The organism is Arthrobacter psychrolactophilus, from assembly GCF_003219795.1.
In the GTDB taxonomy this organism is placed as follows: Bacteria; Actinomycetota; Actinomycetes; order Actinomycetales; family Micrococcaceae; genus Specibacter; species Specibacter psychrolactophilus.
Map to the genome: position 1 here is coordinate 316,510 of NZ_QJVC01000003.1, position 25,244 is coordinate 341,753.

Annotated in this window: 22 protein-coding genes and 2 pseudogenes; 12 read left to right on the forward strand and 12 right to left on the reverse strand. The window is 54.7% G+C overall.

The features are described from left to right. Positions 1-105 precede the first annotated feature (105 nt). The 4 genes from CVS30_RS05830 (at position 106) to CVS30_RS05845 (ending at position 3,536) form a co-directional block, all read left to right on the forward strand. Positions 106-1,098: a putative oxygenase MesX gene (locus CVS30_RS05830; protein WP_110484371.1), complete on the forward strand. Its 993-nt coding sequence runs from the start codon at positions 106-108 to the stop codon at positions 1,096-1,098. A 20-nt stretch (positions 1,099-1,118) separates the two neighbouring features. Then, positions 1,119-2,165 (forward strand): methionine synthase, encoded by a 1,047-nt coding sequence (locus tag CVS30_RS05835; protein ID WP_110484372.1) that lies wholly within the window; start codon positions 1,119-1,121, stop codon positions 2,163-2,165. Between the two features lie 2 nt (positions 2,166-2,167). Further along, positions 2,168-2,740, forward strand: coding sequence for a flavin reductase family protein (locus CVS30_RS05840; RefSeq protein WP_110484373.1), 573 nt, complete (start codon positions 2,168-2,170; stop codon positions 2,738-2,740). 82 nt (positions 2,741-2,822) lie between these two features. Then, positions 2,823-3,536, forward strand: a complete 714-nt coding sequence (locus tag CVS30_RS05845; protein WP_245934458.1) for a YoaK family protein — start codon at positions 2,823-2,825, stop codon at positions 3,534-3,536. Positions 3,537-4,347: 811 nt separating this feature from the next. On the opposite strand, the gene CVS30_RS05850 is transcribed toward CVS30_RS05845, so the two are convergent. Continuing rightward, positions 4,348-4,839, reverse strand: coding sequence for a PIN domain-containing protein (locus CVS30_RS05850; RefSeq protein WP_110484374.1), 492 nt, complete (start codon positions 4,837-4,839; stop codon positions 4,348-4,350). Positions 4,840-4,955: 116 nt separating this feature from the next. On the opposite strand from CVS30_RS05850, the gene CVS30_RS05855 reads away from it, so the two are divergent. Beyond that, the gene (locus tag CVS30_RS05855) at positions 4,956-5,318 is read left to right on the forward strand and encodes a hypothetical protein (protein WP_110484375.1); all 363 of its coding nucleotides are present in this window, start codon (positions 4,956-4,958) and stop codon (positions 5,316-5,318) included. Positions 5,319-5,389: 71 nt separating this feature from the next. Here the strand turns inward: CVS30_RS05855 and CVS30_RS05860 are convergent, their stop codons facing one another. Then, positions 5,390-5,893, reverse strand: a complete 504-nt coding sequence (locus CVS30_RS05860; RefSeq protein WP_110484376.1) for a hypothetical protein — start codon at positions 5,891-5,893, stop codon at positions 5,390-5,392. Between the two features lie 195 nt (positions 5,894-6,088). Here CVS30_RS05860 and CVS30_RS18085 point away from each other — a divergent pair, with 195 nt between their 5' ends. The 4 genes and pseudogenes from CVS30_RS18085 (at position 6,089) to CVS30_RS18535 (ending at position 8,483) form a co-directional block, all read left to right on the forward strand. Further along, complete coding sequence (locus CVS30_RS18085; protein ID WP_220033879.1) at positions 6,089-6,283, forward strand: hypothetical protein; 195 nt, start codon at positions 6,089-6,091, stop codon at positions 6,281-6,283. After that, positions 6,256-6,543: a DEAD/DEAH box helicase gene (locus tag CVS30_RS18090; protein ID WP_220033880.1), complete on the forward strand. Its 288-nt coding sequence runs from the start codon at positions 6,256-6,258 to the stop codon at positions 6,541-6,543. The genes CVS30_RS18085 and CVS30_RS18090 overlap by 28 nt, the downstream gene beginning before the upstream one ends. Before the next feature lie 78 nt (positions 6,544-6,621). After that, on the forward strand, positions 6,622-7,035 hold the full coding sequence (locus CVS30_RS05870; RefSeq protein ID WP_110484377.1) for a hypothetical protein: 414 nt from the start codon (positions 6,622-6,624) through the stop codon (positions 7,033-7,035). 154 nt (positions 7,036-7,189) lie between these two features. Further along, positions 7,190-8,483 (forward strand): annotated as a pseudogene (locus tag CVS30_RS18535) (IS3 family transposase). Between the two features lie 454 nt (positions 8,484-8,937). Here CVS30_RS18535 and CVS30_RS05880 read toward each other — a convergent pair. The 7 genes and pseudogenes from CVS30_RS05880 to CVS30_RS18540 form a co-directional block, all read right to left on the reverse strand. Next, on the reverse strand, positions 8,938-11,187 hold the full coding sequence (locus CVS30_RS05880) for a glycoside hydrolase family 31 protein (protein ID WP_110484378.1): 2,250 nt from the start codon (positions 11,185-11,187) through the stop codon (positions 8,938-8,940). Continuing rightward, positions 11,188-12,375 carry a glycoside hydrolase family 15 protein gene (locus tag CVS30_RS05885; RefSeq protein WP_110484379.1) on the reverse strand — a complete coding sequence of 396 codons (1,188 nt, stop codon included), beginning with the start codon at positions 12,373-12,375 and terminating at the stop codon, positions 11,188-11,190. It lies immediately after the preceding gene. 76 nt (positions 12,376-12,451) lie between these two features. Then, positions 12,452-13,702 (reverse strand): ABC transporter substrate-binding protein, encoded by a 1,251-nt coding sequence (locus CVS30_RS05890; protein WP_110484380.1) that lies wholly within the window; start codon positions 13,700-13,702, stop codon positions 12,452-12,454. Between the two features lie 50 nt (positions 13,703-13,752). Continuing rightward, positions 13,753-14,568, reverse strand: coding sequence for a carbohydrate ABC transporter permease (locus tag CVS30_RS05895; protein ID WP_110484381.1), 816 nt, complete (start codon positions 14,566-14,568; stop codon positions 13,753-13,755). Continuing rightward, positions 14,561-15,514 (reverse strand): carbohydrate ABC transporter permease, encoded by a 954-nt coding sequence (locus CVS30_RS05900; RefSeq protein ID WP_110484382.1) that lies wholly within the window; start codon positions 15,512-15,514, stop codon positions 14,561-14,563. Before CVS30_RS05900 ends, CVS30_RS05895 begins: the two co-directional genes overlap by 8 nt. After that, on the reverse strand, positions 15,511-16,479 hold the full coding sequence (locus tag CVS30_RS05905) for an ROK family protein (protein WP_245934460.1): 969 nt from the start codon (positions 16,477-16,479) through the stop codon (positions 15,511-15,513). The genes CVS30_RS05900 and CVS30_RS05905 overlap by 4 nt, the downstream gene beginning before the upstream one ends. Positions 16,480-16,572: 93 nt before the next feature. Further along, positions 16,573-16,725 (reverse strand): annotated as a pseudogene (locus CVS30_RS18540) (MarR family transcriptional regulator); the annotation flags it as partial. 1,661 nt (positions 16,726-18,386) lie between these two features. Here CVS30_RS18540 and CVS30_RS17760 point away from each other — a divergent pair. Together CVS30_RS17760 and CVS30_RS05915 are read left to right on the forward strand one after the other, a co-directional pair. Then, on the forward strand, positions 18,387-18,608 hold the full coding sequence (locus tag CVS30_RS17760; protein WP_146233348.1) for a hypothetical protein: 222 nt from the start codon (positions 18,387-18,389) through the stop codon (positions 18,606-18,608). A 134-nt stretch (positions 18,609-18,742) separates the two neighbouring features. Then, on the forward strand, positions 18,743-19,777 hold the full coding sequence (locus CVS30_RS05915; RefSeq protein WP_110484385.1) for a DUF3800 domain-containing protein: 1,035 nt from the start codon (positions 18,743-18,745) through the stop codon (positions 19,775-19,777). A 359-nt stretch (positions 19,778-20,136) separates the two neighbouring features. Here CVS30_RS05915 and CVS30_RS18380 read toward each other — a convergent pair whose 3' ends face one another. Then, complete coding sequence (locus CVS30_RS18380; RefSeq protein WP_281268066.1) at positions 20,137-20,265, reverse strand: hypothetical protein; 129 nt, start codon at positions 20,263-20,265, stop codon at positions 20,137-20,139. A gap of 327 nt (positions 20,266-20,592) precedes the next feature. On the opposite strand from CVS30_RS18380, the gene CVS30_RS05920 reads away from it, so the two are divergent. Continuing rightward, on the forward strand, positions 20,593-20,838 hold the full coding sequence (locus CVS30_RS05920; RefSeq protein ID WP_110484386.1) for a hypothetical protein: 246 nt from the start codon (positions 20,593-20,595) through the stop codon (positions 20,836-20,838). A gap of 29 nt (positions 20,839-20,867) precedes the next feature. Here the strand turns inward: CVS30_RS05920 and CVS30_RS05925 are convergent, their stop codons facing one another. Further along, positions 20,868-22,889 (reverse strand): UvrD-helicase domain-containing protein, encoded by a 2,022-nt coding sequence (locus CVS30_RS05925; RefSeq protein ID WP_110484387.1) that lies wholly within the window; start codon positions 22,887-22,889, stop codon positions 20,868-20,870. Then, positions 22,882-24,906: an ATP-dependent nuclease gene (locus CVS30_RS05930; RefSeq protein ID WP_110484466.1), complete on the reverse strand. Its 2,025-nt coding sequence runs from the start codon at positions 24,904-24,906 to the stop codon at positions 22,882-22,884. The genes CVS30_RS05925 and CVS30_RS05930 overlap by 8 nt, the downstream gene beginning before the upstream one ends. Positions 24,907-25,244 lie beyond the last annotated feature (338 nt).

Here is a 25,244-nt window from a genome sequence, read left to right on the forward strand (position 1 = left end):
AACGCATAGTAAAGCCTAGTTACTTGATACCACCGGAAATGCTGCACCATGGACATGTCCCCTTCTGGAAGGCCTTTCCGGCCTATCTTCAACGATTGGCAGAGCATGGCCGACGACTTCACCTTCAGCATTACCACGACCCGATTCGACGAGGACTACTCCCCGTCGGAAGGCTCCCGGATTACGACGAACTTCGCCAACCTTGCACGGGGCGAGCACCGTCAGGAGAACCTCCGCAATGCCCTGACGATGATTCGGCGCCGTTTCAACGATCTCGCAGACTGGGACAACCCGGACCGGGACCGCTACAGGCCGGAGCTTGAGATCGTGTCCGTGCAGATGCAGTTCACCGCGGAAGGCACGGATCAGCAGTTCCCGCTGTTCGAGGTTCTCGACATCCAGATCGTCGACCAGCGGAACGGGATCCGCCACCAAGGGATCGTCGGGAACAACTTTTCCTCCTACGTCCGTGACTTCGACTTCAGCGTCGTTCTGCCAGCGGCAGCAGCGGCCGCAGGCAAACCCGTCATTCCCGAGGACTTCGGTGATCTTCACGGCAAGCTGTTCCAGCACTTCCTCGATTCCCCGGTTGGCCAGGAACGATTCCCGCAACCGCCAGTGGTCTGCATCAGCGTCTCCACAAGCAAGACGTACCAGCGAACCGAGAACCGTCACCCGGTCCTGGGCGTCGAGTACCAGCAGGACGATTTCTCGCTGACAGACGCGTACTTCGCAAAGATGGGACTGCAGGTCCGCTACTTCATGCCACGCGGCAGTGTTGCGCCGCTCGCCTTCTATTTCCGCGGCGACTTGCTCAACGACTACTCCAACCTGCAGCTCATCGGCACGATCAGCACCATGGAGACGTTCCAGAAGATCTACCGCCCCGAGGTCTACAACGCGAACTCCGCCGCCGCCGCCGTCTACCAGCCGTCCTTGGGTGAGCAGGATTACTCACGGACCCAGATCGCCTACGACCGCGTCGAGCGCGATCAGCTCGCGGCCACACAGGCGAAGTACACGGCGGAGCATTTCATCACGCCCCACGAGGATCTTTTGGATCAGTGGACCGCCAACTACCCCGCTCTCGTCAACTGACCCACGGAGAATCGTCAATCATGAACACACTTTTGCCCATCACCGTTGTCGGTAGCCTGCCGAAACCATCCTGGCTCGCGCAGCCGGAGACTCTTTGGTCCCCGTGGAAGCTGGAGGGAGATGAGCTGCTCGAAGGCAAGCAGGATGCGATGCGCATCGCCATTCACGAGCAGAGTCGACGCGGCATCGACATCGTCAGCGACGGCGAGCAAACCCGCCAGCACTTCGTCACGACCTTCATTGAGAATCTCAGCGGTGTCGACTTTGAACAGCGCAAGACCGTGCGCATCCGCGATCGCTACGACGCGAGCGTGCCGACCGTCGTCGGACCGGTGCGCCGCGAACGGCCGGTATTCGTCGAAGACGCAAAGTTCCTCCGCGCAACCACCGATCGGCCGATCAAATGGACGCTTCCAGGCCCCATGACGATGGTGGACACGCTCTTCGATGACCACTACAAGAGCCGCGAGAAGCTGGCCTGGGAGTTCGCCACAATCCTGAACCAGGAGGCGAAGGAACTGGAGGCGGCCGGCGTAGACATCATCCAGTTCGATGAGCCCGCGTTCAATGTCTTCCTCGATGAGGTCAAGGACTGGGGCATGGCTGCGCTTGAGAAAGCGGCAGAAGGATTGCGTGCGGAGACCGCCGTGCATATCTGCTACGGCTACGGGATCAAGGCGAACAACGATTGGAAGTCGACGCTTGGCTCGCAGTGGCGGCAGTACGAGGAAACGTTCCCCCTGCTGCAGAGCTCCAGCATCGACATCATCTCGCTGGAAAGCCATAACTCCCACGTGCCCATGGACCTCCTCGAGCTCCTCCGCGGCAAGAAAGTCATGCTCGGGGCAATCGACGTCGCAAGCGAGACCGTCGAGACCCCGGAGGAGGTCGCCAACACCCTCCGCAAGGCCCTGCAGTTCGTCGATGCGGACAAGCTCATCCCCAGCTCGAACTGCGGCATGGCACCGTTCCCCCGCGACGTCTCGCTGGCCAAGCTGAGTGCTCTCAGTGCAGGGACGAGCATCATTCGCGAGGAACTCGCTGCCTCCACCCCTCAGGCGTCGTAACGATGTTTCACGCCTACCCTACAGACACGTGGCTTAATGCTCCGCAGCAAAAGTTCCCGTCTTCCCTGTCGGCCGACGAATTCAAGGCACTGTTCCGTGGCCACCCGGGAGGTGTCGCGGTTATCACTGCGGATGCCGGCCAAGGGCCGGTGGCGCTGACGGTATCGTCGGTCGTGTCGGTGAGTGCCGAACCTCCGTTGCTGATTTTCTCGGTCTCGGCACAGTCCTCTGCGTCCACGGTGCTTTCTCGCGCCGAAACCGTCGTCGTGCACCTGCTGGACGCGCACGACGTCGACCTGGCTAAGTTTGGATCGACCCCCGGCGCCGACCGCTTTGACCAGACGCACCACTGGTCGACCCTTGAAACGGGAGAAGCGGTGTATGACGATGTCCGCGCCTGGGTTCGCTGCGCCGTCATCGATCGCATGGAGGTGGGGACCTCCACCATCATCGCCGTTCAGGCCCTGTCGTCGCGTGTATTGCGTGACGTCCAAGCGGGCGAACCCGGCGACGCTCTGGTCTATCACAACCGTTCATGGCATCGGCTGGGCGAGCATTCCAAGCTTGAAGGCTGAGCGCCGCGCCAACAACCCACCACAAGCATGCCTGAGGGGTGGTCATAGCGATCACCCCTCACGATGAAGGATCCCTTAAACCATGACATCAGCCGTAGTCAGCGCAGCTAACAAACCCGCCTCTACCCCGCAAGAAAATGCGTCTCCGGAAAAGTTCCGGCTGATGCTCATGATGGCCCTCACGCTCGTAACAGGTGTGGTTGACGCGGTCGGCTACCTTGGACTTGATCATGTCTTCACCGGAAACATGACCGGCAACGTGGTGATTCTTGCGATGGCGTTGGCCGGGGCGGAGAACCTGCCAGTTTTGGGCCCACTGGTTGCGCTTGGCGCCTTTCTCCTCGGCGCGGCGGTCGCTGGATTTACGCTCCAGTCAAGCCCGAAAGGCTGGAACCGCAGGGTCACGCTCCTTCTCACAGGGGGTTGTATCGCGTTGACGGGAGCCGCCGCCATCTCTCTTACCGTGGACGACATCGGCCGGCAGTCCATTGGTGTCATTGTTGCCGCAGTTATATCCATGCACATGGGCTCCCAGGCCCTGATGGCGCGGCATTTGGGCGTACGAGACATGACCACAGTGGTCATTACCTCCACCATGACGTCCCTCGCCGGAGAGTCACTTGTGGGCAAGGAACGGCCCCGGCTACTCAACCGACGGCTGGGCGCCGTCCTCGCTATGTTCGCCGGGGCCGCCATCGGAGTCCTCCTGCTCCAGATCCATTTCAGTGTCCCGATCAGCCTCGGCGTCGCCATCACCGCCGTTGTGACGGTTCTGGGGAGTCGTCGCTGGCATTGATGCGGCACATCCCACCGGCGACACCGCGCCACGGAGCCCGGACGATTGGGGAATCAATCACAGCTTCCCCGACCTGCGCCCAGGCGGTCTGGCGGGTTGCGTCCCGCGGGTGGTGGAGTTTGCCTCAACACCGTGCGGGTCAGTGCTTTGATCATGCCGCGGTGAGTTCTGGGAGCAAAAAATTTCCTCTACTGTTGCTACCCATCCCCGAGGGTTGGGGCGGACACGCCATCGATCTCCAGCAGCAGATCGCTGACTCAACGCTGGCGCTGACCACCCGGGGCCTTGGAGGCGCGCGGCGAGCTTCTCGCCTCGGGTGTCCTCGGCACGGACGACGCCGGACCCTGACCAGTGGAGGACGGGAACCTTCTCATCTGCGAGAGAAGCGACAAGTTCCTCGTCGCCATCGCCATGGGTGACGAGGCTATGCGACTGCCGACTGGAGCCGTCCCGCTCAGCGCTCAACCGCTATTGGATGACGGTCGGCTACAACCGAACAAGGCTGCGCGGTTGTTGCGGGACTAACCCACTGGCGGATCTCTATGGCTTTTTTCCCAGAAATGCCATTCTCTGGGAAAACAACTGCCGCGCTTTCCCGAATGGGCCCGACGCTTGCCTGCGGATACACGCGGTGCCTGTATGCGCGGGAATAGGTCTTCACAACGGGCTTTTCGATCTCAGGGTACTCTCCGCCCCGGCGTCAAGGAAATGGTCAGCGATTCCCCTCATGGCCTGAGCCGCCACCTTGTCAAGGCCATCCGCTTTATATGCTCGAGAACAACATCAGCGAACTTTGGACAGGCCGCAGCCCTTAAGGCCTCGGGATTCTGTCGCCGTCTCTTGCTGCCCCATAACTGGCTTGACTCTCAACGACCCGCTTGACTGCGTCAGGTGCGGAAACGTTGATCTCCACGAAAAAATCATCGCCGTTGTAGGCCTCGTAGTAACTTTCATCGGAATCGAACCCTGAGTCTTCAGTGAGGAGAATGTCTGCTCTGCTAGCCTCGACCGCGTGATGAACATGCCAGTCGCCCTCATCGGCAATTCCAGCCACTGGACCGCCAGGAAGGTCTTCAAGTATCTCGTCAAAATGTTCTTGACACTTCTGCATGAGCTCAGCAATCAGACCTCCCGGCGCTCTTGGATGCTGGTCCCGCAGCCTGGCACCAGTTTCGTCGATGACACCCCAAGTGGTGTGCAGCTGGAGCACACAGGGCTCTGCCTCAAGGCGCAGCATAAATAGCCAATCACGAAGCGTGCGCCTATAGAGGACATTTGCATCAACAAATACACGTTGAGCCATACCCCAGATGCACAGGGTTCATGTGTGCGGACGGAGGTGTGGATGTGTGCAGAGATCAGAAGCTAGATTGAGGAGAAGTCAGCGCGCGACCTCGCGGCTTCTGGGATGCTTGGTGCATGAGCGAAGACTCCGACGTAGAAACGCCGCACCCAACCCGGAGTCAGCTGTACTCGAAAATATTGAAGGTGCGCCACCAGACCGATCTCGCATGGGATCGGCGGCGGTATGGGGACGACGGCGCCGAGAAAGTATTCGCAGCTGCCGCCAACGATCTGCGAGAAGCCGTCAAGAGCGTCCGCGATGACCAGCTCCGGGAAGATCTTTCAGAGAGCTTTCGCCCCTCACTAGGGAAACTTGCCTACATTCACGAGCTCGGTTTTCACCTCTCAGACTCCGGAGTTCTTCACCCGGCGAAGTTCTCAGGCAAGGTGCGCTCGGTCAGACTCGCAGGTCCTCCAGGTTCCGGCAAACGCCCGTAGTCGGCTCCGCCTCCCCTGTTCACCAGGTCGTCATCCTTTGAGTTCCCCATGCGCAGCACATCAGTGATCAGCTACCCAGCGCTGCATACGCCCGACGCAAAGTCCAGCACAGCCGAAGTTTTCGCGCCTGTGCCGATGTACCCAGGAGGAAGAGTGATCGTCGCGATGAAGGTCTTGCCCGTCATATCGCCACGCGCAAAGAAAAATGGCGTCCCTTCGGGAAGTTCTGCAATGAGTGTGAATATCAGTTGATCTTCGCCGGAGCTCCAGGCTGCGTGCACATACGCGCCGTAGTAGCCGCCGTAAGCTGGCCACCACTCCGCAGTCTCCAAGATGCCGACCGTCCCCACGGGTAGAGGCCGGCCTGGCTCGGCGCTGAGCGTGAAAGCATGCGAATCCAGCCCGGTGAGGGCACATGACGCATCGAGACGGAAGGCGCCCAGATCCACTTCACCCAGTGAAGCCGAAGCCGCCGGAGAAGCTACAGCAGCAACAATCACAGGGACGGACCAAGCAGCAGTCTTCACCACGGTCCTGCGAGATTTTGAGGGTGCAGTGATGTCGGTGGTGTGCATGGGTCCCCAATGGTCGATGGCAATTCTCTGGCACCACTCAACAGCATCAACGGCCGCCCGCCTAGGGACCTAGGTCCCCATCCGGGCGCGAGAATGGTCGCTGGATGGATGGGTTCTGGCGCAGGGAGGCGGGTAGAGTCCTTTGCGGTTTTCTGGTGTTCCAGGATCCCCTCAAGGATGAACTACCGGCCTCCCATGACCGGGATCGACGACCGTCGCACGGCAGGTACCCCACATGACCTTGAATTCCTGGGCGAGCTGCGTCCCGAGCAAAAGCAGGCGCTGCAGGCCATCGACAGCATCGAGCAGGGCATCCTCGTCGCTCCCCGGGCGCCGGCAAGACGGTCATTGCCTGCGCGGCCATGGCCCACCACGGAGTTTCCACGCTGATCTTGGTCGACCGGAAGGCTCTGGCAGATCAGTGGCGCAAGCGCATCCATGAACTCATGGGCGAAAAGCCCGGCCAGATCGGCGGCGGCAGATCCAAGACCACAGGAAGAATCGACGTTGCGTTGCTCTCCACGTTGGCCCGGCGCGACAACGTTGCCGAGCTGACCGCCGGCTACGGCTTCGTGATCGCCGATGAATGCCATCATGTGCCGGCCGCGGCGTTCAGCCATGTCATGAACCAGATGCCGGCCAAGCATTGATATGAGACAGTCAGGTCAGAGGACACGCCACTTTCCATGCCGCTAGGACTGATCTATCCCTCATCCAGCGGTACCGTAATGGATGCAAACAACGTAGGCAAAATCTGGCGGGTGGCATCGGACGCCATCGGATACGACTGGGTGACACTGAAAACCTTCAGGAAAACCAATGCAACAATGATTGCCAAGACCATGGGAGCTGAGGCCGCCACCTATCAGGCTGGTCATTCGAAGGTGTCCATGACCCATGCGTACTACATTGAAGAACGGCGTGGGGCTTCGGACACCAGGTCCGTCGTTGACGCCTTCAAGCCGCAACGCAAGTCTGGACCAAAGCATGAGCAAGTCCAAACAGTTGAGGGTCAGGCTCACCAAGGGGACGTACCCGCACCAGACCTGACTGCGCCAGTCTCACCGCCGGAGGCTGACAAGTCTCCGCTTTCGGAGGATCATGAGCCTTATGAAGACCCTCCCAAAAACAGCGGAACCTAGCCGCAAATAACCAAAGTGGAGAGTTAAGCAAAAATGGCCCCGAAATGAACTGCTCCCCGAAAGTTGGACTGAATAATTCAGTTCCATACTTTCGGGGAGTTTTTCATGCATCCATGTAGTTCTATGTCGGCCGAGCAGCGGGTGTTGGCCGTCGATCTCTTTGAGAGAGGTTTCGGGTACCGCGCGGTATCCTCAAGACTTGGCGTTAAGGTCCGTGCTGTTAAGGCATTGGAGGAGCGATTCAAGATTTGGGGTAGGACGGCGTTGGAAAGCAAACCAACCAAACAGGTATATTCCTTCGAATTCAAGATGGCGGTTGTCCGACAGTTTCTTGAGGGCGAATCCACGATTCCGGACCTAGCCCACCTTCACATGATCAGTTCACCTACTCTGGTACGCAGATGGGTCCAGCTCTACCGGGAACAGGGAGAAGCCGGTCTGCAGCTCAAGCCCAAAGGCCGGCCCAAATCTGTGCCTGAGACCCCGCCAGTCGAAGTCAGCGAGCTGGAGAAGCTACGCCGCGAGAATCAGCGTTTGGCGGCGGAGAACGCCTATCTAAAAAAAGTACGGGCCTTGAGGAACCAACCACCGCGCTGAAAGTCAGTGCCGTGATTGCCCTCAAGGCAACCCATCCCCTACCCCTGTTGCTACAGGCAGCGGGGTTGGCTCGTTCTACGTTCTTCAACCGCCAAGCAACCCTCAAGATCCCTGACCGTCACGCTGATCTTCGAGCCCAGATCCATAAGGCTTTCACCGATGCTAAGGGCCGCTACGGCCACCGGCGCATCCATGCGGTCCTGAGGCGCCAAGGCTGGCGGGTAGCTCGTAAGACCGTGTTGAAGCTGATGCGTCAGGAGAATCTAGTCTGTAAGGTTCGTACTCGGCGGAAGTATTCCTCTTACAAGGGTCAGGTCGGTAAGATCGCCGAGAACCTGCTCAAACGAGAATTCGATACCGATGCGCCGAACGCCAAATGGGTGACCGACGTGACCGAGTTTAAGATCGCCGAGCAAAAGCTTTACCTCTCACCGGTGTTAGATCTCTTCGACCGCTCGATCGTTTCCTACTCGGTTTCCGATTCCCCAAACGTTGCCTTCACCAACAAGTCACTTACGGAGGCGATCGGAACCCTTGCCGCGGGCGAGACACCGATGATGCACTCGGATCAAGGATTTCAGTATCAGCACGCCAGCTGGCAGAAACTCCTCCGCAACGCCAACATGGCTCAATCCATGTCACGCAAGGGCAACTGCCTGGACAACTCAGTAATGGAAAACTTCTTCGGTCATCTGAAGGAAGAGATGTTCCACCGCCAAGAATTCACTGACATCGACGGCTTCATCACCGAGCTGGACGACTATATCCACTGGTACAACTATGACCGTATCTCGTTAACGCTGCAGTGCCTGAGCCCGATGGAATATCGGGCTCAGGCACTGGCTGCGTAGACTCTTATTTACCGAGTCCAACTTTCGGGACCCAGTTCATTTCGGGGCCATTCTCACTTCCAAAATCCCCGTCATTCCGGGCTTTCTGGGCCCCCTATCAGATTCGAACTGATGACCCCCGCTTTAGGCTCGAGGGCCGTTTCAATCTTGCCGTTAATGGCTTTTGCTCTTTGTTCTAGCGATAGGAGCGCAACAACGATAGCTACTATATTGTCGTTGCTTTTTGTTCAATCCGGTAGGTTTCAGGTCATTCGGTCAGAACTGCCGTCTGGCCTTGTAAATCAGCCATTCAGACCTTCGAGTTGGTGAGCCGATCAGGTCAAAAGTCCGAAAAATCAAACCGGCACACCAAACCCGGCCTTCACCTCTACCTCGCACCTTCCAAAATAAGGCAGAAAACTGGCTAAATCGCTAGCCTCATTTTGAAAGGTGTGAGTCTCTTCGACGGCGGGACTTAGGAGCGATCTGCGAAGATGCTACTCATTCGATCCCATGCGTCGGCCCTGACAAATACAGGAATACGGTTGAGTGGGACTGGCACATTAACAGTTTGCTTCCCTGGGTGCGTTTCTCCGGTCCAACCGTCTATCCAAGCCCCATCGGGCAAGTACGTTGGCCATGACTGCGCTCCTTCTTCGGTGACTGGGGAAACGAGCAAGTCATCACCGAGCATCCATTGAAGTGGGTGATTCCAGACTTCCTGGTCATCAGCATGCTCGAAGTACAAGGGGCGCATGAGTGGAGCCCCAGTCGCGATGGTCTTTCGCGCCTGTTCGGTTAAGTATGGGATGAGGCGCTCTCGGAGCTCGATGAGTTCCTTGAATACCGGAACCACCGTGTTTTCTCCACTGCGTTCTTGGATGTTCCACGGTGTTCGATCACGGGATGGTTGACGGTGATGGTTGAACTCAGAGTGGTATTGCATGATCGGAACGAATACAGCTGCGGCTGCTGAACGCAGATAGAGTTCAGCTGTAGGTACGTCTCCAGAGAAGCCAGCAAAGTCCCAGCCCCAGTAGACGATGCCACTAGCTGCCGCTGACAGGCCGGCGAACATGGACCAGCGGAAGGCATCCCACGTGGAGTCCTCATCTCCCGCCCAAAAGGCTCCGTGCGCTTGAGATCCTGTAAATCCCGCTCGACTGAAGGTGACGGGGGCTTTACCGGCCGATTCAAGCAGATCACCATATGCTTTGGCGTACGCAACAGGGAACGTGTTGTTCCCCTCATCCCCTCGCATCCCGTTGAAGTACCGTAGATCTTCACCCCAGGCGTGTTCGCCACCGTCGGTCTTAAAACCGTCAATGCCGAGTTCTTCAACGAGATAGCGTCGTTTATCAGTCCACCAGCGTGCTGCTTCAGGATCAGTCAAGTCCGGCATCAGCCCGAGCGGGAACCACCACCCGCGATTCCGATACGGACGCAGGGACCCATCAGGAGCTTCTTCTTGAATAAGATGGCCGTCTCGGATCGCAGCATCGGCATCATTGCGAGCTTGGCCTTGCGGGTGCGGGCGCATCTTCATGAGCGGAATCTGCCACAGCACTACACGGATGTCACGGGAATGGAGCTCATCGACCATGGCTTTAGGGTCTGGCCATGCACCGTCATCAGGGAACGTGAAGTCACCTAATTGTAGGGGGCTTCCATCTCGGCTTGGCTGGTACTTTGCATCGCGGAAAGCAGTGAATGTTGATTCATCGCTCCAGGCCTCAATGACTACAGAGCCGACCGGAATTCCAGTCTGCTTATGTAGTTCCATCTGCCGCATGACTTCGGCCTGGGTGTTCCATTCATTGCCACTGGCCCAGAGTTTGAATACCCAGTCAGGTAGTTCCTTAGGTTCACCGGCCACGGCGAGGAATGATCGAAGTACGTCTGTCGGTGTGCCGTCGAATATCTGCACCTCGAGATGGGCTGCGGCCTCCACAGTTTCAGGACCAATCTCAGCCTCGACAATCAATCGTTTTTCGTCCGAAGCGCCAATGTCATACCAGGTTCTCCGTGAGGTATTTACGTGGAAACCCCACCCTTCCCCGCCGACTACATGTGCGAAGGGCATCGGCATGTAGGTCTTCCTGTTGGCTCCTTGACTCTTATATTGCTCGAACACTACTGCATCTAATGTGCTTCCCCGGTGGTCGAGCGCATCGAAACGCTCGCCAAAACCAGTGACCCGTTCGGCCTCGCCAAGTTCCAAGGCAAACTGGATTCGTAGCGGCCGGATTCCGTCATGTAGAACTTTAACTGAATCCTGGATTAGGCGGTCATTGCCGGTAATTTTCAGGGCGCTCGGGGCAGGTTCCCAAGCCGCTGTACGGTATTCAAACCAGCGAGTCTGCTCGGGGGAACCTTCCGCACTCTGGCCAGTAAAGCGGTATTTGTACGTAGCGCCAGCCGTAGCTGGCTCTAGCGTTGTTTGCCATCCACTGGTTGCCCGGGCGAGTTTTGCCTGTGCTGACGCGAGGTGCCCTCCATCGACGATTTGTCCTCGGGACGCTGTAGGAACTGGCTGAAGCGATACGGTCTTGCGATTGATTTCCCCGTTCACGGTTGTTTCATACTCGCAAACCACGTTCGTTAGTCCAGGAGAGGTTCGTACGCCTAGCGTGACGCAATCACCTGACTGCGGGCGTGTTGGGCTACGTTGATCGGTATCGGCGGAATAAGGGTGGCCAGAGCCGAATGGCTTGTGACGAATCATCTAGTTATCTCTTTCAATGGTCTGCGGGAGGGAAACACCGTTGTTGTGGGTCGTTGAATGGCCAAGTGTTACGGCCAGCCGGATAAACATGGCGTGGCTCCAAAGGAGCGGGCTGGCCGAATGACCCCAGCGGTCGATCCAGGGCTGTAAATGTTGAGGGTCGAGTAGATGGTCCTCGACTTGCTCGGGTAATTCTTGCTCGCCACGGACTGTAGAGGCTGCCCAGAACAAGAGCTCTTCCGCCCTTGATCGATTCCCAGCTGCTGCTTGGGCCAAGCCCATGAAGCAACTTAGCAGGGGCCATTGCCCTCCACCGTAGTAGGTGTCATCGAGATACCGGTGGACGCCGTTATTGACGGTGAGTTGTTCATCGATAACATAAATGGTTGTCTTTCCGGTGCTCGCTAGCGGATCAATAAAATCCATCGGAGCCACTAGCGCAAGAAGGCTTGCGTCGACCGCATTTGTCCCCAGCCATTTGGTTAGGTGACCATTTTGCACGCCGTCAGTATCGATCCTATGGCGAATGGCCTCGACAACTCCGATGGCATGTGATTCATCGGATGGATCCAGAAGTTCCTTGCCGATGATGCTGGTCAGGCCGGAACCGACGCACCCCAAAGTACTCACGTGCACGTACTCGGCGTGTTCCTCCCACCAGTCATAGCAAGGACGTTCCCACGAGCAGGTCAGATAGTCGACGGTCAATGTGATTGCTTCACGCCAGCGCTCAAGTGAGCGTCCATGGCGGGCGTTGTGTTCTCCCAAAGCCCAAAGCCAGGTTCCATATCCGTCGAGCTGGAAGTCCCACCAGTCGGCGTCTCCATCCTTGCCGTCAAAGGTAAAGCGGGCCGGCAACATGTTCTCGCCTGCTGGTGGTCGGCCATCCAACGTTTCGGTGACGATATGAAGGATTTGCTCACGTCGGGTGGTCAATACCTCAGCGCACCAGTCAAAGAACAGTTCAGCAGAGGCAATTTCCCCGGCTGCAGACATTGCGTCAGCGATGTACGCACCATCTCTGAACCAGCAGTAGCCTGTGTAAGCAGAAAAATCAGGTGATGCAGGGTAGGCCCCATTGACCTTTTGCTGATCTTTGATGAAGGCCACGCTGGCTGCGGAGAGCTTGTCTATGGAGTAACCATCTCTGCGATTTGTTGCCGAATGAAGGGCAGACTTTTGAGTCATTTATTTCACTTTCATGAAGTGGGCTTGCCGGATCGGCATCGCCCACGGTGCGCCTGTTAGTCAGGACGGTTGCTGGTTAGTTCAAGAGGGTGTTGATCTGACTTTCAGCGTCTTTCAAAGCATCTGCGGCGCTAGAGCGTTTAGCTTCGATTTCTCCAAGTGCGTTAGTGATAATGTCTGCCATTTGCTGCTGGTTAGCACCGATGACCGGGGGATTAACAACGTCTATAAGAGCATCAAATACTGCTTGGCGGTTGTCAGGTTTGCCTTGAGTAAGGTACTGCTGCAGTACGGTTTCATCTGATGTAGGGGGCAGCTCCCACCCACTAGTAATACGTGTCTGGGCCATGATTTCAGAGGAGGTCATGTATTCGGCCCACTTTTGGGCAGCTTCTTTGTTCTTGGAGCTGGAGGAAACACCGATGGCATTGGAGAATACGGCGCTGGCCTTTTGGGTATCCCCGGGTTCAACGGCAATGTCCCAGTTGGCAGTGGTCTCGGCAAAGCTGCTGACAATCCAGGTGCCGCTGTGGAGCATGCCAAGCTTTCCATCTTTGAACAGCTGAGTATCGAAGTCAGCAGTTCCTGCGCCTTGCGCAGTCGTAGGCATTGTCGTCCCGCTCTTGTCTGCCAACCATTGAGCTGCACGAATCCCAGCAGGGGAATTGAACGCTACAGACTTGCCGTCATCGTTAAGGAACTTCCCGCCCGTCTGGGCAAGAACTTTGTAAAACTCGTAGAACGACATATTTTGGAAGTCTCCAAAAACACCGGACGAGGCATTTGTGATCTTTTTGGCAGCAGCCGTTTCATCTGCCCAAGTCCAGTCCGAGGACGGATAATCAACTCCTGCGGCGTCGAATAGGTCCTTGTTGTAGTACAGGACGACGTCGGAGAAGGAACTCGGCAGTGCATACTGCTTACCGTCTGACTGGTAGGACTCGAGCAGTGACTGCTTATATTTGGAGCCTTCCACTCCGTCTAACGGTGCGAGGACTCCGTCAGCGACGAAGGCACTCAGGTTTGCGTACTCAATATCGAAAGTATCGGCCTGCGTACCTGCGGCCAGATCTGTCTGGAGAGCCGTGGCGTAATCGGAGTAGGGAAGCGTGCTTACCTCTACCGTAATGTTTGGGTTCGCCTTTTCGAAGGACTGAACAATGGCGTCTAGGTTCTTTTCGTTACCACCGTTTGAAATGAAGTTTGAGTATTTCACTGTAACTTTCTCATTTCCTGAGGAGTCAGTCGGCGTTGTCGAGCCACAACCGGTCATAGCTAGGACTGCTGCCAGTGCAACGCCCAATACTGCGAGGGATTTCTTCTTCATGAGTATCTCCATTGATATATGTGAATCGGGGCGGTCTTGCCGGGGTATGGCTACTTCAGTCCGGTACCTGCGACGCCTTGAATGATGTATTTCTGGGTAAAGATGTACAGCGCCAACATGGGCAAAATACTGATAACCGAACCGGCCATGACAACGTCCCACTGAGTTGTGAACTGTCCCTGGAGTCCAGCTAGAGCAACGGGCAATGTTTTCATTTCTGGTGTGCGCAAGATGATAAGCGGCCAAAGGAAGCTATTCCAGCTGTTCAGGAACGAGAAAACTGTTAGTGTCGCCAACGCTGGTCGGACCAAAGGCAAAACGATGAGTCCGAAGATTCTGAAGTGACCCGCACCGTCCAATGTGGCAGCTTGGTCTAGTTCCGTTGGCACAGAATTCATCGCTTGTCGCAAAAGGAAGACTCCAAATGCGCTGGCAATACTAGGGAGCAGAACACCAAGGTAGCTGTCGATAAGTCCCAAGGTCTTCATCTCCACGAATAGAGGCACGACGAGTACCTGCATAGGCAGCATCATTGTGGCCAGATAGACCGCGAAGACGACATTGCGGCCACGGAAGGGCATCCGGGAGAAAACGTATGCCGCCAAGGAACTAGTGATTAGTTGGAACCCTGTGGTCAGGACAGCTAGTCCCAAACTGTTCAGGACAATCTTCCCGAAAGGAAGCCGGTCAAAGAGCTGCACATAGGCGGACAAGGATGGGTTGTCAGGTATGAGTTGGGGTGTTGACGACAACCCAGCTCCGGGACTGATGGAGGTGATGAACGCCCATAGGAAGGGGAAAACCATCACCAGCGCTCCAAGAATGACGATGATATTGAGTACGATCAAATTGCGGTTTTTACGCATAGTTCACCCATTTCTTTTGACCGCGTACCTGGATCAGGGTGATGACCAAGATGAAGAGGAACAAGAGCCAAGAGAGCGCTGAGGCTTCTCCTGCTTTCCCGTAGCGGAAGGTCAAATCGTAGATTTGCTGGACAACGACTTGAGAGGAATTGTTCGGCCCTCCCCCAGTCATGGCATATACCTGATCGAAAACTTGGAATCCGTTGATCAGTGATAGAACGATTACAAAGAACGTGGAGGGTGAGAGCATCGGGAGAGTTATGTTGAACAGCCGCCTCCACCAGCCAGCGCCGTCGACGGTGGCCGCTTCGTGGAGTTCCTCGGGAACAGCTTGAAGGCCTGCCAGCAGAATCACCATGATAAAGCCGATGTCTTTCCACGCTGAGGCGAGAATAATAGCCGGCATGGACCATGACGGATCTGTCCACCAGCCGGGCCCTGCGATTCCGATCAGCCCCAGCAGCCAATTCACGACTCCTGTGCTGGGGTTGAGTAGCCAGCGCCATACCAAGGCAACAACAATCCAGCTCGACACTACTGGTAGAAAATAGAGACCTCGCAGGAGGTTACGGGCTTTGATGCGGCTGTTTAGAGCCAATGCGATACTCAGACCACCGATGTACACCAAAGGCAAATATCCAACGATGTAGTAAATGGTGTGAAGGAACGCGCTCTGAGTCATGGGATCTGAAATAAGCTTGGCATAGTTATCCAGGCCGACCCATTTCATGGAGCCCACCAAATTCCATTGATGGAGACTGACCCAAAAAGCGGAAAACATCGGAATGATAGTGAAGCACAACAGTGGAAGAGCGCTCGGGAGAAGAAATAGCGCCACAATCAACGAATACCGCAGACGTGGCGAGAATTTCTTCGAAGCCCCAGCCTTAGAGACTCGAGGCAGCACTCTGGGAGGGTTAGATTTGGAATCTTGGAGCGTCGTCATGAGCTCACCTTTTTTACAGTGGGTGAGGTGAGCCGAGCACGAACTCGACGTCCCTGCTCCCCTGAGCTTTCATCGCTATAGAACGGAGCCGAAGCTACTAGCGCGGCTGCGCCTCTGGCCCAATCCTCGTCGTCCCACGAATTCACAACTACCGGAATACTTCTGCGATCGGAAGTCAGCGAAGCCCGGAACGATTGCTCAAACCCTGATTTCCAATGCTTCCATGCTTTGGTTCCTTCACCGCTGATAATGACAATCTCAGGATCAAGTACTTGCACCAGTCCTGCAACAGTCCGCCCCAAAGGCTGACCAGCGCCAAGAAAGAGGGTTTGCGCTTGGACATCGTCGTTGTCTGCTTGTGTCTGCAATTCTGCGATGGATTCCACCGCGGTGATGATTCCTAGCCGACGCGCGTCAGCAACGAGTGACTTCTCGCCGATGACCGCCTCAATGCAGCCGTAATTCCCACAGGTACAGGCCGGACCATCTACCACCGCGACGATATGCCCAATTTCACCGGCACCGCCTCGCCCACCACGGACAACACCACCACCAGTGACAAAGCCAGCGCCTACACCTTCACCAATAGTGACCACAAGAAAATCTGCATGGTCGTGCCCAGGACCGTAGAGTCGCTCAGCCACAGCCAAAGCGTTCACATTGTTTTCAACCAGAACAGGAGTTCCTAGCTCACGGCTCAGCGAAGCACCCAATGGAATCTGATGCCAGCCCAGAAGTGCCGATTCCACGACTCCGCTGCCTTGCGTATCTACGGAACCGGGAACTCCGACACCGACCCCCAAAATCGTTGCTTGTCCGTTGGCATCTTTGAAAGAACGCACCAAATCAACCAAATCGGTAAGGAAGGTAACGGACGAAGCATCAAATATGAGGCTCTCGGACCGTGTAACTTTTCCGTCCAGCTCAGTTTCAACCAAAGCCACATGATCCTTGGAAATCTTCATTCCAATGACCTTGCCAGCCGAGGCAACCAACCCGAGCATCCTTGCGGGCCTCCCTCCACTCGAGGGAGACATAGCAAGCTCCTTTATAAGACCATCCGAAATCAGGTCTTTTACTAGCTGAGTCATCAATGCCGGCGAAACTCCCAGTGCCCGGGCAAGATCCGCCCTAGATGCCGCACCAGCACTGCCCAGAAAAGCTAGAATCGCCGATCGGTTCACGTCACCATTACCGCTTGGCCGCAACATACAAACTCCTTTGTTTAGAACTAAATAAAGTTTATAACTATGTTTCGAGGCGCGTCAAGAGACGGATGTTCTCAATGTCATATTAGGGGCACGGATGCCACACAATACTCTTAGATCTCTCCTCAGGCCGGAGTCAATGTGAACCGTCTCGGGTTTGTTGCCGCTATTTCTTCAGAAAATTAGCGCTTGTGTACATCCAGTGTCCGGCCGAGGCGCCAGCCAATACCGCAGCAGAACAGACTGAACGGAACCACGGTGGTCCCATAGTAAACACGACTACATGCCAGCGCTACGGTCCGCTAATCTCCAAAACGAAACATCCCTATTCCTCACCTAGAGGAAATCTAACCGATGAGACACAGGGTATTGAGGTCGTAATTCCCGGCAATTCCTTGCCGCGGGTATCCGCACCACCAGAGGGAACTCGATCCTCATCCAGCTGATTCACCTGCAGCTTCTGACACCAGAAGGCGCCTCATCAACGACAGCTATTGAGCCGCAAGGCGACGCAATGACAACGAACGAGAAGATGCTGGCTGATTCTTCCTCGCCAACAAGACTGGATTTTCCCGGCCTTATCGGGATCCGCCACGCCCCAGGCGTCAGCCAAAATAGGGTGATATCAGGGGCAACCCCCGTCCAGAAAAAGAGAAACTGGGATTCAATCCGGTAGGTTTGCGGCAAGTTTCCGGTAGTTAGGTTGAAAATGGCCCCTTTCGGGGCCATTCCTACAACCAAAATCCCTGTAAATCCGGGCTTTCTGGGCCCCCTATCGGATTCGAACCGATGACCCCCGCTGTCATGCCAAGGGTCGGTTTCTGGCTGCCGATAGGCTCTTTTGACCTGTTTCTGCATGGTGTGACTGCAACAATGCAAGATACTAAATAGTGGCTGTTCTATCTTCAAAAGTATGAGTTTTGTATGACGTGGTGGGAACTCTCACCCGACGGCTACTCGACCGGAAGCAAAGCCTGTCAGCCCGAATACTGCGCACTATCATTCTACTCTCACTTGCCGCGCGGGAATTGTGGGAGAAACCGAGCTCCACGCTTTTCACCGGGCTGGTCTTCAGCGCTGGCTTCCGCTGGTCTTCTAGGCTCCAGTCCGTTCTCGCTCATGTACTGAAGCGCACGTTTAACTATTATGCGCTTCTTTGCGAGTTGCCTTACGGTCAAGGCTTTCGGGTCGGAGATTTCATCTAGGCGTTTATGGAGTCGGTTGACCCTCATCTCGACGTCTACTAGAAAGTGCCATACCGCTGGATCGTTGCCGATATTTTGGGCTTTCCGCAGCATTTCTGCTTCTAGCTGTAGGGAAATGACTCCTTCAAATTCTGCGGCACTTGTCTCGGCGCCGGAAAGTCCTGTCGCTATGGTTCCTCCCCAGAACCGACCAGTAGGCCTCCTCCGCCTACCAAAGCCCCTGCAGTAGTGAGGCCACCAATCATGCCGCCGGGGCCAAAGCTGGCTAGCGCGCTGGTAACAATAGCTGCGCCTGCAAGACCGGGGGCTGCTGCTAGTGCAAGCCCTCCCGTGCCCACGATCAGCGCGGCTGTACCGGCCAATACCGCGCCTAATTTAGCCCACTGCAAATTCTGGTTTTCGCGCAGGACTCCTGGGTCTGCTCAAATCGTGGCCCTATTGCCTGCACCTAACACTGCCGTGCGTGATGTAAACGGCGGCATTCAACCAACTGAAGACATTCTCAAGGAAGCCAATGAGAGAGTCCCGTGGCTGCTTGCAGGTATGGGCGACTGGGACAAAGCTGTAGTCACAATTGAAATCGATTATGCGGCCTCTGACCATGCGGCTGTGCAGAGTGAGGCCGATGGCTGTTCAACCATGCCCCAGGACGTGGCCAATTTATCGGCTGCCACTGAATAATCCTTCGCCATCGGGCGAACGAGACAGCGTTCCCATGTGTGAGCCTCTCTGTAAAAACTGTGCCATTTTAGATGCTCCAACTATCTCTGGCATCCTTACCCTAGGGATTCACCGAAGCAAGGACGAACAAGCAAATGACGCAACAGGCCGCCGTAGCCGAGATCTACTTTGATGAGTCTGGCCATGACGGTGAGAACTTGATGGCTGGCAAGACACTGGTCTTTGCTCACGCGAGTATCCACATGGATCTGGAGGAGGCCACGGATCTGGTCGGCTACATCAGGAAGCTGACACAGGCACAAGGTCCCGAGCTCAAAGCGTCAGACCTCATGCGCTCAAACGAAGCCCTCAAGGAAGACCTTTTCGGAGCCGAAGGAAAACTTGTTGGTCATGCCCAGGTCTATCTCGTTGAGAAGGCAAACTTTGCTGTCGGCAAGATCATCGACATGCTGATTGAAGAGGAAGCACACAGGCGCGGCTACAACATCTACGGCAGTGGAATAGCGTGGCAGCTAGCAGACGACCTGTATCAATATGGTTCCCGTGCCTTGACCAAAGAAGGGTGGAACGACCTTCTATCCTCGTTCACGTCATTGATGCGAGCTAAACAACGCAAAGGCGGAGACAAAGAAACAGTAGACGGCTTCTTCGAGAAGGTCGACAATTACCGCTACAAGTCCCGTCGAAAGAATGTTACAAATATCCTCGAAATGCTCTGGATAACGCGTCAGCATGCGGATGACTTCCAGGCTGCTTTAGCTGAAGGAGTCGCAACCAAGGCTCTTGACCCGCTACAAATGTCACTCTATGCACTTGCTAGCAGCTGGAACGAACGTCTTCAACAACCCATCATGATCATGCACGACGAACAAACGGCGCTGACTAAATCCCTAGTAGATACGCTTCTGGCTGTTGCGAAAGACGGGTACCCCGAAAGCTACAATCTTCCCGAGGCCCGATTCCCGCTCGTGGGTTTCGAGCACGTCGATTCAAAGTCAGATCCACGAATCCAACTCGCAGACATCACGGCTGGCTTCACCCGTCAGGTCGCAGAAGCGGCCCTCAACGGAACAGCAGAAGACAATCGCATGGAACAAATTCGAAGTCTCGTGCACATCAACTCAATCTGGGGTCACTCCAAGTCATGGGAGCAGATTCACCCCCGCTAGTTCAACTCGCTTGTGCCGCTTCAATGACGTTGATTACGCGCCCCTTGGCTCGCTGCCAGGCTGCATCGCAGCCCCTATCGGGAACAGCACTCCGCACAATCGGCGGCTGGCCGGCGTCAGGAAGAGAGAGGTCTCTGAACGCATCGTAGAAGGCACGCTGACGCCCTCTACGCTTCGGTCCAAAATTGAAAGTGTCCTTGATGAACGCCTTGTCAGCTTGAAGCGAGTACTGATTACAAAGGCTTCGTTACTCATCAATATCAACGCTGACCTGCACGCCAGGCGGGTTGCGATCAAAGGTTGCCATCCTATGACTAGTGAATTGCTGAAGCTCGCCAATTTCGAACACTATGCCCTGTCTAGTCGTGAATACGATCAACCGGCGGCAGCTTGCCTGGCCTAGCGGCCTTCATTGCTTCAAGGTCCCCATCGAGCACCTCAACAATGTTCAGCGCATGCTGGAAAACCGAGAGAGCACTATCTCCCAAGTCGAATAGTCCTTTGGAAATCAGCCAACTGAACACTCGGAGATGGCTTCAGATAGATACCATCTTTGGCTGCCTCTACGGCTATGCCGATTTCACAAGACAATTCCTACTCCTAAGTCTTAGCCGCCCTGAATTTTCATGGCGCACGAATGAATCGACAACGCGAATAATGTGATCCAGTGTCGGATATAAGTCCGCCGTTGTTCCAGCACCGGGGTCCATTGGCAAAGCGCAGATCCGACAGATGAATTATCCCGTTCGAACACGGCCTCGCGGCGCTTCCCGTGGGTAGGTGGGCGACGCTGTACCTTCGACTGGGGAATCGGTTTGGGGCTCATTCCCAACCCCTTCACCTTCACCGGCCAGCGCGCAGATCCTGCACCCGACGCAACAGCCATGGGCGTTACCTGCCCGCTGCCGGAGGTGAAGATACGCGGCGAGAAGCTCATGAACCTCGGCCAGATCCAGCAGTTCCTCGACACAGCGAAGACTGTCAGGTTCAAGGATTCTCATGTACCGCGCGTAGAGAACTCCTTTAGTGGCCGAATGACGGCGCTGAGAGTCAAAAGTTGACGTCACGCCGTAGAATCAAAGTCAATGAATTACGCGGTGATCCGGAAAACTTCCCATCCGTGAGCTTCAAGAGCTTGGATTGACTTCTCAATCTCATTCGTGGTCTTACCCAGCGATTTCTCCACCGCCGCTACAGCAAGTAGGTCAGAGGGGCGTGTCATCGCAACGTAGCATTCGTGTAGTCGCTTCTTATCGCCGATTAGAGTACTGGCAGTGGTATTAGATTTCTTCCCAGATAGCCATGGAAGCAGCTTTCCTACGAATCGCGCCCTATTGAATGTATCAAGTATGAGCGTCGCTCCGTGGGTCTCGCCTTTAGCTGCATGGATCGAGCTAACTTCCACACAAATATCCGTTAAATCTTCACGCCTATACACGAAGGTATTTGTGGGCCTATTGGATGCCATCTCTGGACGAGTCGTCAGCAATTCGGTCCCTACTGGTTCGAAGAAGACCGCCAAGTTAGGTGTCGAACCGAGCTCGCTGATGGTTAGAGTCAGCAGTGTCAGTGCCAGTTGACTTAGGGCTTCAAGTTCGGCAAAAGTTGGCTGTGTATCAGCGCTCAGGATCGCGCAAAGTTCCGCCTGAAAATCGAATAGCTCACTGTTTCCTGCTGCCAATAGATCTAGAAACTGTCTGTATTTTCTTTGCTTGATAGCGATTCGGTCACCATATGTGAGGCCACTGTTGATCGCGCTCAGGAGGCCACCGGCTATATGCTCCAGGCCTTCAGATAGCTGACCGGACTCTGCAACGCGCGCTCGTGCGTGAACCACGTACTCGATGAAAGTTTGGTGTGATTTCTTCGTGACAGATGACCCTGGTGTGTACGAGGGTAGGTAGTGTTTCACTATTTTTGGAAAATGGTCGGGATTCTCCACTTCATTGTCCGGCAAGAAGTGTCTGGCGCCTAGAGCAGAGATCTTTTTACTTAACAAGACATTCTCAGGAACCGAGTCCGCCACAATTTGAGCGAAGCATGGAAGTACCCTGTCGATTCTTTCAGGGTGAAAAACAATGAAGGCGTGCCGCGTAGTCGATGTGCTGTGCCCTAGACTTGTCCCCCGAAGTCCAGAAGGTTCAACCGGGTATACGGCCAACGGTGAAGCCAGACTAGCGATCGAAGCATCAAAGCGAAAACTATCGGCGATCGAAAAGTGATTGGATTGCGGATACCCGTTCTCGTGGTCTGTTCCAAAGATGGCTTGGTTCGGATCACCGATTCGCTGGACACATATGTCCTCATGATCGTAGGGAAATATCTGATTCAGTAGCTTCGCTTGCTCTGATGTAGTGTCCTGCATCTCATCAATGCTGATGTATGGAAAGCGATGCCTAAGCGCAGGAGCGATCTCTGGGTATAGCTCAAGATATCTGTTGGCAAAGACGAATATTTCGTCATGTCGGAGGTACCCAAGTTCGACGGAACCTCGAACGGCTGCCGCCGCCGAGGAGTAAGAATCAGTCCCCAGAGATGCAACACCAAGAAGGTTCACACCAAAAGGTTTATCCAAATCAGATTCGGTGATTTTGATCGCTTCTAGAGACGAATGCTTTCGCTCTAGAAAACCCCGCAGACCGTATAGCTTCCCACCCAATAGCTGATTTCTTACTCTGATGGCGATAGCGTCATCAACTGCCTTTTGCTCGATCCCAATCGACAAAAGGTATGGAATTGTCAGAAATTTGTTGACGAACGAATGAATAGTTCCGACGTAGTGTGGCCGTCCGTTGGATGAAAGTTCCTCCCCGAGAGCCAGGAAGCGTCTTGAAATTTCGTCCTTGGCCACATTTGTATGAGAAAGAAGAAGCATCCCTCGAGTTCTTGATACCCACTTGCGAGATAGAAGAAGTACCTTAGCGACTACCAACGTAGTCTTACCGCTACCAGGGCACGCGCATACATCAAACGACGCAAGATCCGATACAAATCGGTAACGTTCAATGTCAAGATTCTTGATTCTCATGGATGCAACGACGCGGCCAATTTCATCCGCACTAAATGTCGGCGAATCCAGCACATCTGAGTTCCACTCCGAACGTTCAGCCATTATGAGCGGTCGTTACATACGTCAGCGCGGCCTTCAAATAATCTGGCAGAACCTCGTTCAACTTTTCCGATTGGTCGGTGAATTCATCCTCGAGAAGTTGAGCCATGTACTGAGCTGCGATCGCCTTCGATGCTTTCCCAACTACGAACTCGCGATAAACATATATTGATAGTATTTCTTTATCGGGGTGTTTTGCTTGCAGTAGCTCAAATGCTGCAATGGAAGCTGCCTTCACTCGGACGAGCTCGACGGCTGAATCTAACGCTTCGTGAATTCCGTCATCCGCCTGTGCGAGTTTTGCAGCTACAAATACCTGCTTCGCCAACCCGGCGCGTGCCAGGTCGTATTCAAACGTCCAATGATCAGCGTAGAAGGTTCGAACATGCTGTCCGTCATCGGCGGTTAATTTTTCAATGATTGAAATACGACCCATTTCGTATTCTCCCTTATTTGGTCGACTTGGGTCACTGAGGAAATTCTGGTCGTCTTCGATGCGCCACTTCCTTCTGCTGCTGCTCCATTTTTCGTCGTTGAGATCCTTCACATAATTTAGGATTTCCGGAGCCCTATTCGGCATGATATCTCGATCACCTATTGATGCAATTGGAATTCTGATTGCAGTTTGCTCGGGAGCACCTTCAGGAACGACGTTGAGTTTCCGCTGAAAAATTCGTGTGTATCGGCGCAGTCCTGTAGATCCAACGTTTACGATAGATACGCCAAACTCTGTCAGGTCACGCCCAATGAGTCGCGCGATTGTCGGCAATAGCAATTTCTCGGCATCACCTTCGACAACGAGAACTCCTTGTGCGAAGAAAAGGTTAGACTTTGTCGCGTCTAGGAATCGTGCTAGGAATCCATAATCTGATTTGGACAACATGGTTCGATCTTGAGCAAGGGAAAAAGCTTGGCCATCATTGACTAGCACGACGTTTTCGACTTTGACCTTCGAAGCGAGAACAGGGCTGTGGGTCGAAATGATTACCTGAACGGGCGGTTGTTCGTCTTGGCCGGTTACCCGGCTTTCCAGAAAGCTCATCAGTTGCAGTTGACGCTGCGGGTGAAGGTGGGCTTCTGGTTCCTCAATGAGTAGCAGCGGTAGCCCCTCGCGTTCTTTAGCGATGAGAAGGAGTTCGCAGGCCATGTAGAGCAAGTTGTTTGACCCCAAGCCATACCGCCCATAGCTGGATTGTGAAGCACCGTCTAAGAGATTCAGCTCCAGTCGTTCTAGTATTTGCTTTAGTCGCGTAATATCATCCGGCCCGCTTACGAAGTTGATTTCTGCCGTCAGGCCGTCGCCTACAAGACTCAACTTTGAAAGGTAGTCATTATTGATACTGGTCGTGGCCGCTTTGACTCCGTCGTGGCGGTTTACTAAATGCCGGATATAACCTGAGAGACCAGCCAAACTCAGCGACTCTACGGCTTCGATGTCGCCCGGTAAATTGTCTGCGTTGAGGGTCGCTCCGCTTGATATGTCAGGAAATTTGTTCAAGACTTGCGATAGTCGAGAATTTCTGCCAGAGGACATTTCACGTTCGGCATCACGGAGGGGACGTAGATAGGCGCAGGCCAAGAGTTGTTTTGTCGCCGAGTCAATGGCTGGCCCTTGACCTTCACGTCCTGACTTCAGAGTTATTTCGTTCCAGCGTCGAGATGACGACGAAGTTTTCTTCACGCATTTCCACTGAAGATAGAAAACCAGCTCCCCATCCTCAGCCGGAGTCAAATACTCCAGAAAAGTAGATCGATCGACTGTCGAAAGTCCGGAAAACCGGCAAGTCAAGGTGATGTCTTTGGACACTCCACCACCTCTTGACACATGAAAGTCCTCCGGTTGGATGGAAATATATTCTTGGTCTTTAGTCGTCAGGACATAGCGGATAGCATCGACGATGGCTGTCTTTCCGCTGTCGTTCGGACCAGCTAGCGCAACGACTCCTGGCTGGAATTCAACCAGGAGACCTGACGCCCCAAACTGACGAAAATTCTGTATTTGAATTTGCGATAAATACATTTCCTTCAACTCCCCAATTTTTACCATGGTTATGAAATTTCCAATTAATTCGCTGTAAATATGCTAACAGAATAGGCCGCTCCAACCTCGTCATCCCAGCTCGCAGTATGGACTGCAGGTGTGGAATCCAAGGTTTCTGGGAACTCTGGATTGACTCGTAAATCGTCCTCGAAGCGCTCACTATTCCGTCATGCCACATCGATGGATCCTGCAAAATATGCCAAAGCGGTACCAGTGCAATCTACGCCTTGAGCATTGACGAATCCCAGATATAGACATGTACATCTGGCTGCATGCCAAGAACCGTTCTACGATGGAACCTATAAGCCATTCAGGTA

Excerpts from the sequence above, each read along its gene's own strand:
- CVS30_RS05830 (WP_110484371.1), top strand. The coding sequence starts at position 106 with ATGGCCGACGACTTCACCTTCAGCATTACCACGACCCGATTCGACGAG.
- CVS30_RS05835 (WP_110484372.1), top strand. The coding sequence starts at position 1,119 with ATGAACACACTTTTGCCCATCACCGTTGTCGGTAGCCTGCCGAAACCA.
- CVS30_RS05840 (WP_110484373.1), top strand. The coding sequence starts at position 2,168 with ATGTTTCACGCCTACCCTACAGACACGTGGCTTAATGCTCCGCAGCAA.
- CVS30_RS05845 (WP_245934458.1), top strand. The coding sequence starts at position 2,823 with ATGACATCAGCCGTAGTCAGCGCAGCTAACAAACCCGCCTCTACCCCG.
- CVS30_RS05850 (WP_110484374.1), bottom strand. The coding sequence starts at position 4,839 with ATGGCTCAACGTGTATTTGTTGATGCAAATGTCCTCTATAGGCGCACG.
- CVS30_RS05855 (WP_110484375.1), top strand. The coding sequence starts at position 4,956 with ATGAGCGAAGACTCCGACGTAGAAACGCCGCACCCAACCCGGAGTCAG.
- CVS30_RS05860 (WP_110484376.1), bottom strand. The coding sequence starts at position 5,893 with ATGCACACCACCGACATCACTGCACCCTCAAAATCTCGCAGGACCGTG.
- CVS30_RS18085 (WP_220033879.1), top strand. The coding sequence starts at position 6,089 with ATGACCGGGATCGACGACCGTCGCACGGCAGGTACCCCACATGACCTT.
- CVS30_RS18090 (WP_220033880.1), top strand. The coding sequence starts at position 6,256 with ATGGCCCACCACGGAGTTTCCACGCTGATCTTGGTCGACCGGAAGGCT.
- CVS30_RS05870 (WP_110484377.1), top strand. The coding sequence starts at position 6,622 with ATGGATGCAAACAACGTAGGCAAAATCTGGCGGGTGGCATCGGACGCC.
- CVS30_RS05880 (WP_110484378.1), bottom strand. The coding sequence starts at position 11,187 with ATGATTCGTCACAAGCCATTCGGCTCTGGCCACCCTTATTCCGCCGAT.
- CVS30_RS05885 (WP_110484379.1), bottom strand. The coding sequence starts at position 12,375 with ATGACTCAAAAGTCTGCCCTTCATTCGGCAACAAATCGCAGAGATGGT.
- CVS30_RS05890 (WP_110484380.1), bottom strand. The coding sequence starts at position 13,702 with ATGAAGAAGAAATCCCTCGCAGTATTGGGCGTTGCACTGGCAGCAGTC.
- CVS30_RS05895 (WP_110484381.1), bottom strand. The coding sequence starts at position 14,568 with ATGCGTAAAAACCGCAATTTGATCGTACTCAATATCATCGTCATTCTT.
- CVS30_RS05900 (WP_110484382.1), bottom strand. The coding sequence starts at position 15,514 with ATGACGACGCTCCAAGATTCCAAATCTAACCCTCCCAGAGTGCTGCCT.
- CVS30_RS05905 (WP_245934460.1), bottom strand. The coding sequence starts at position 16,479 with ATGAAGATTTCCAAGGATCATGTGGCTTTGGTTGAAACTGAGCTGGAC.
- CVS30_RS05915 (WP_110484385.1), top strand. The coding sequence starts at position 18,743 with ATGACGCAACAGGCCGCCGTAGCCGAGATCTACTTTGATGAGTCTGGC.
- CVS30_RS05925 (WP_110484387.1), bottom strand. The coding sequence starts at position 22,889 with ATGGCTGAACGTTCGGAGTGGAACTCAGATGTGCTGGATTCGCCGACA.
- CVS30_RS05930 (WP_110484466.1), bottom strand. The coding sequence starts at position 24,906 with ATGTATTTATCGCAAATTCAAATACAGAATTTTCGTCAGTTTGGGGCG.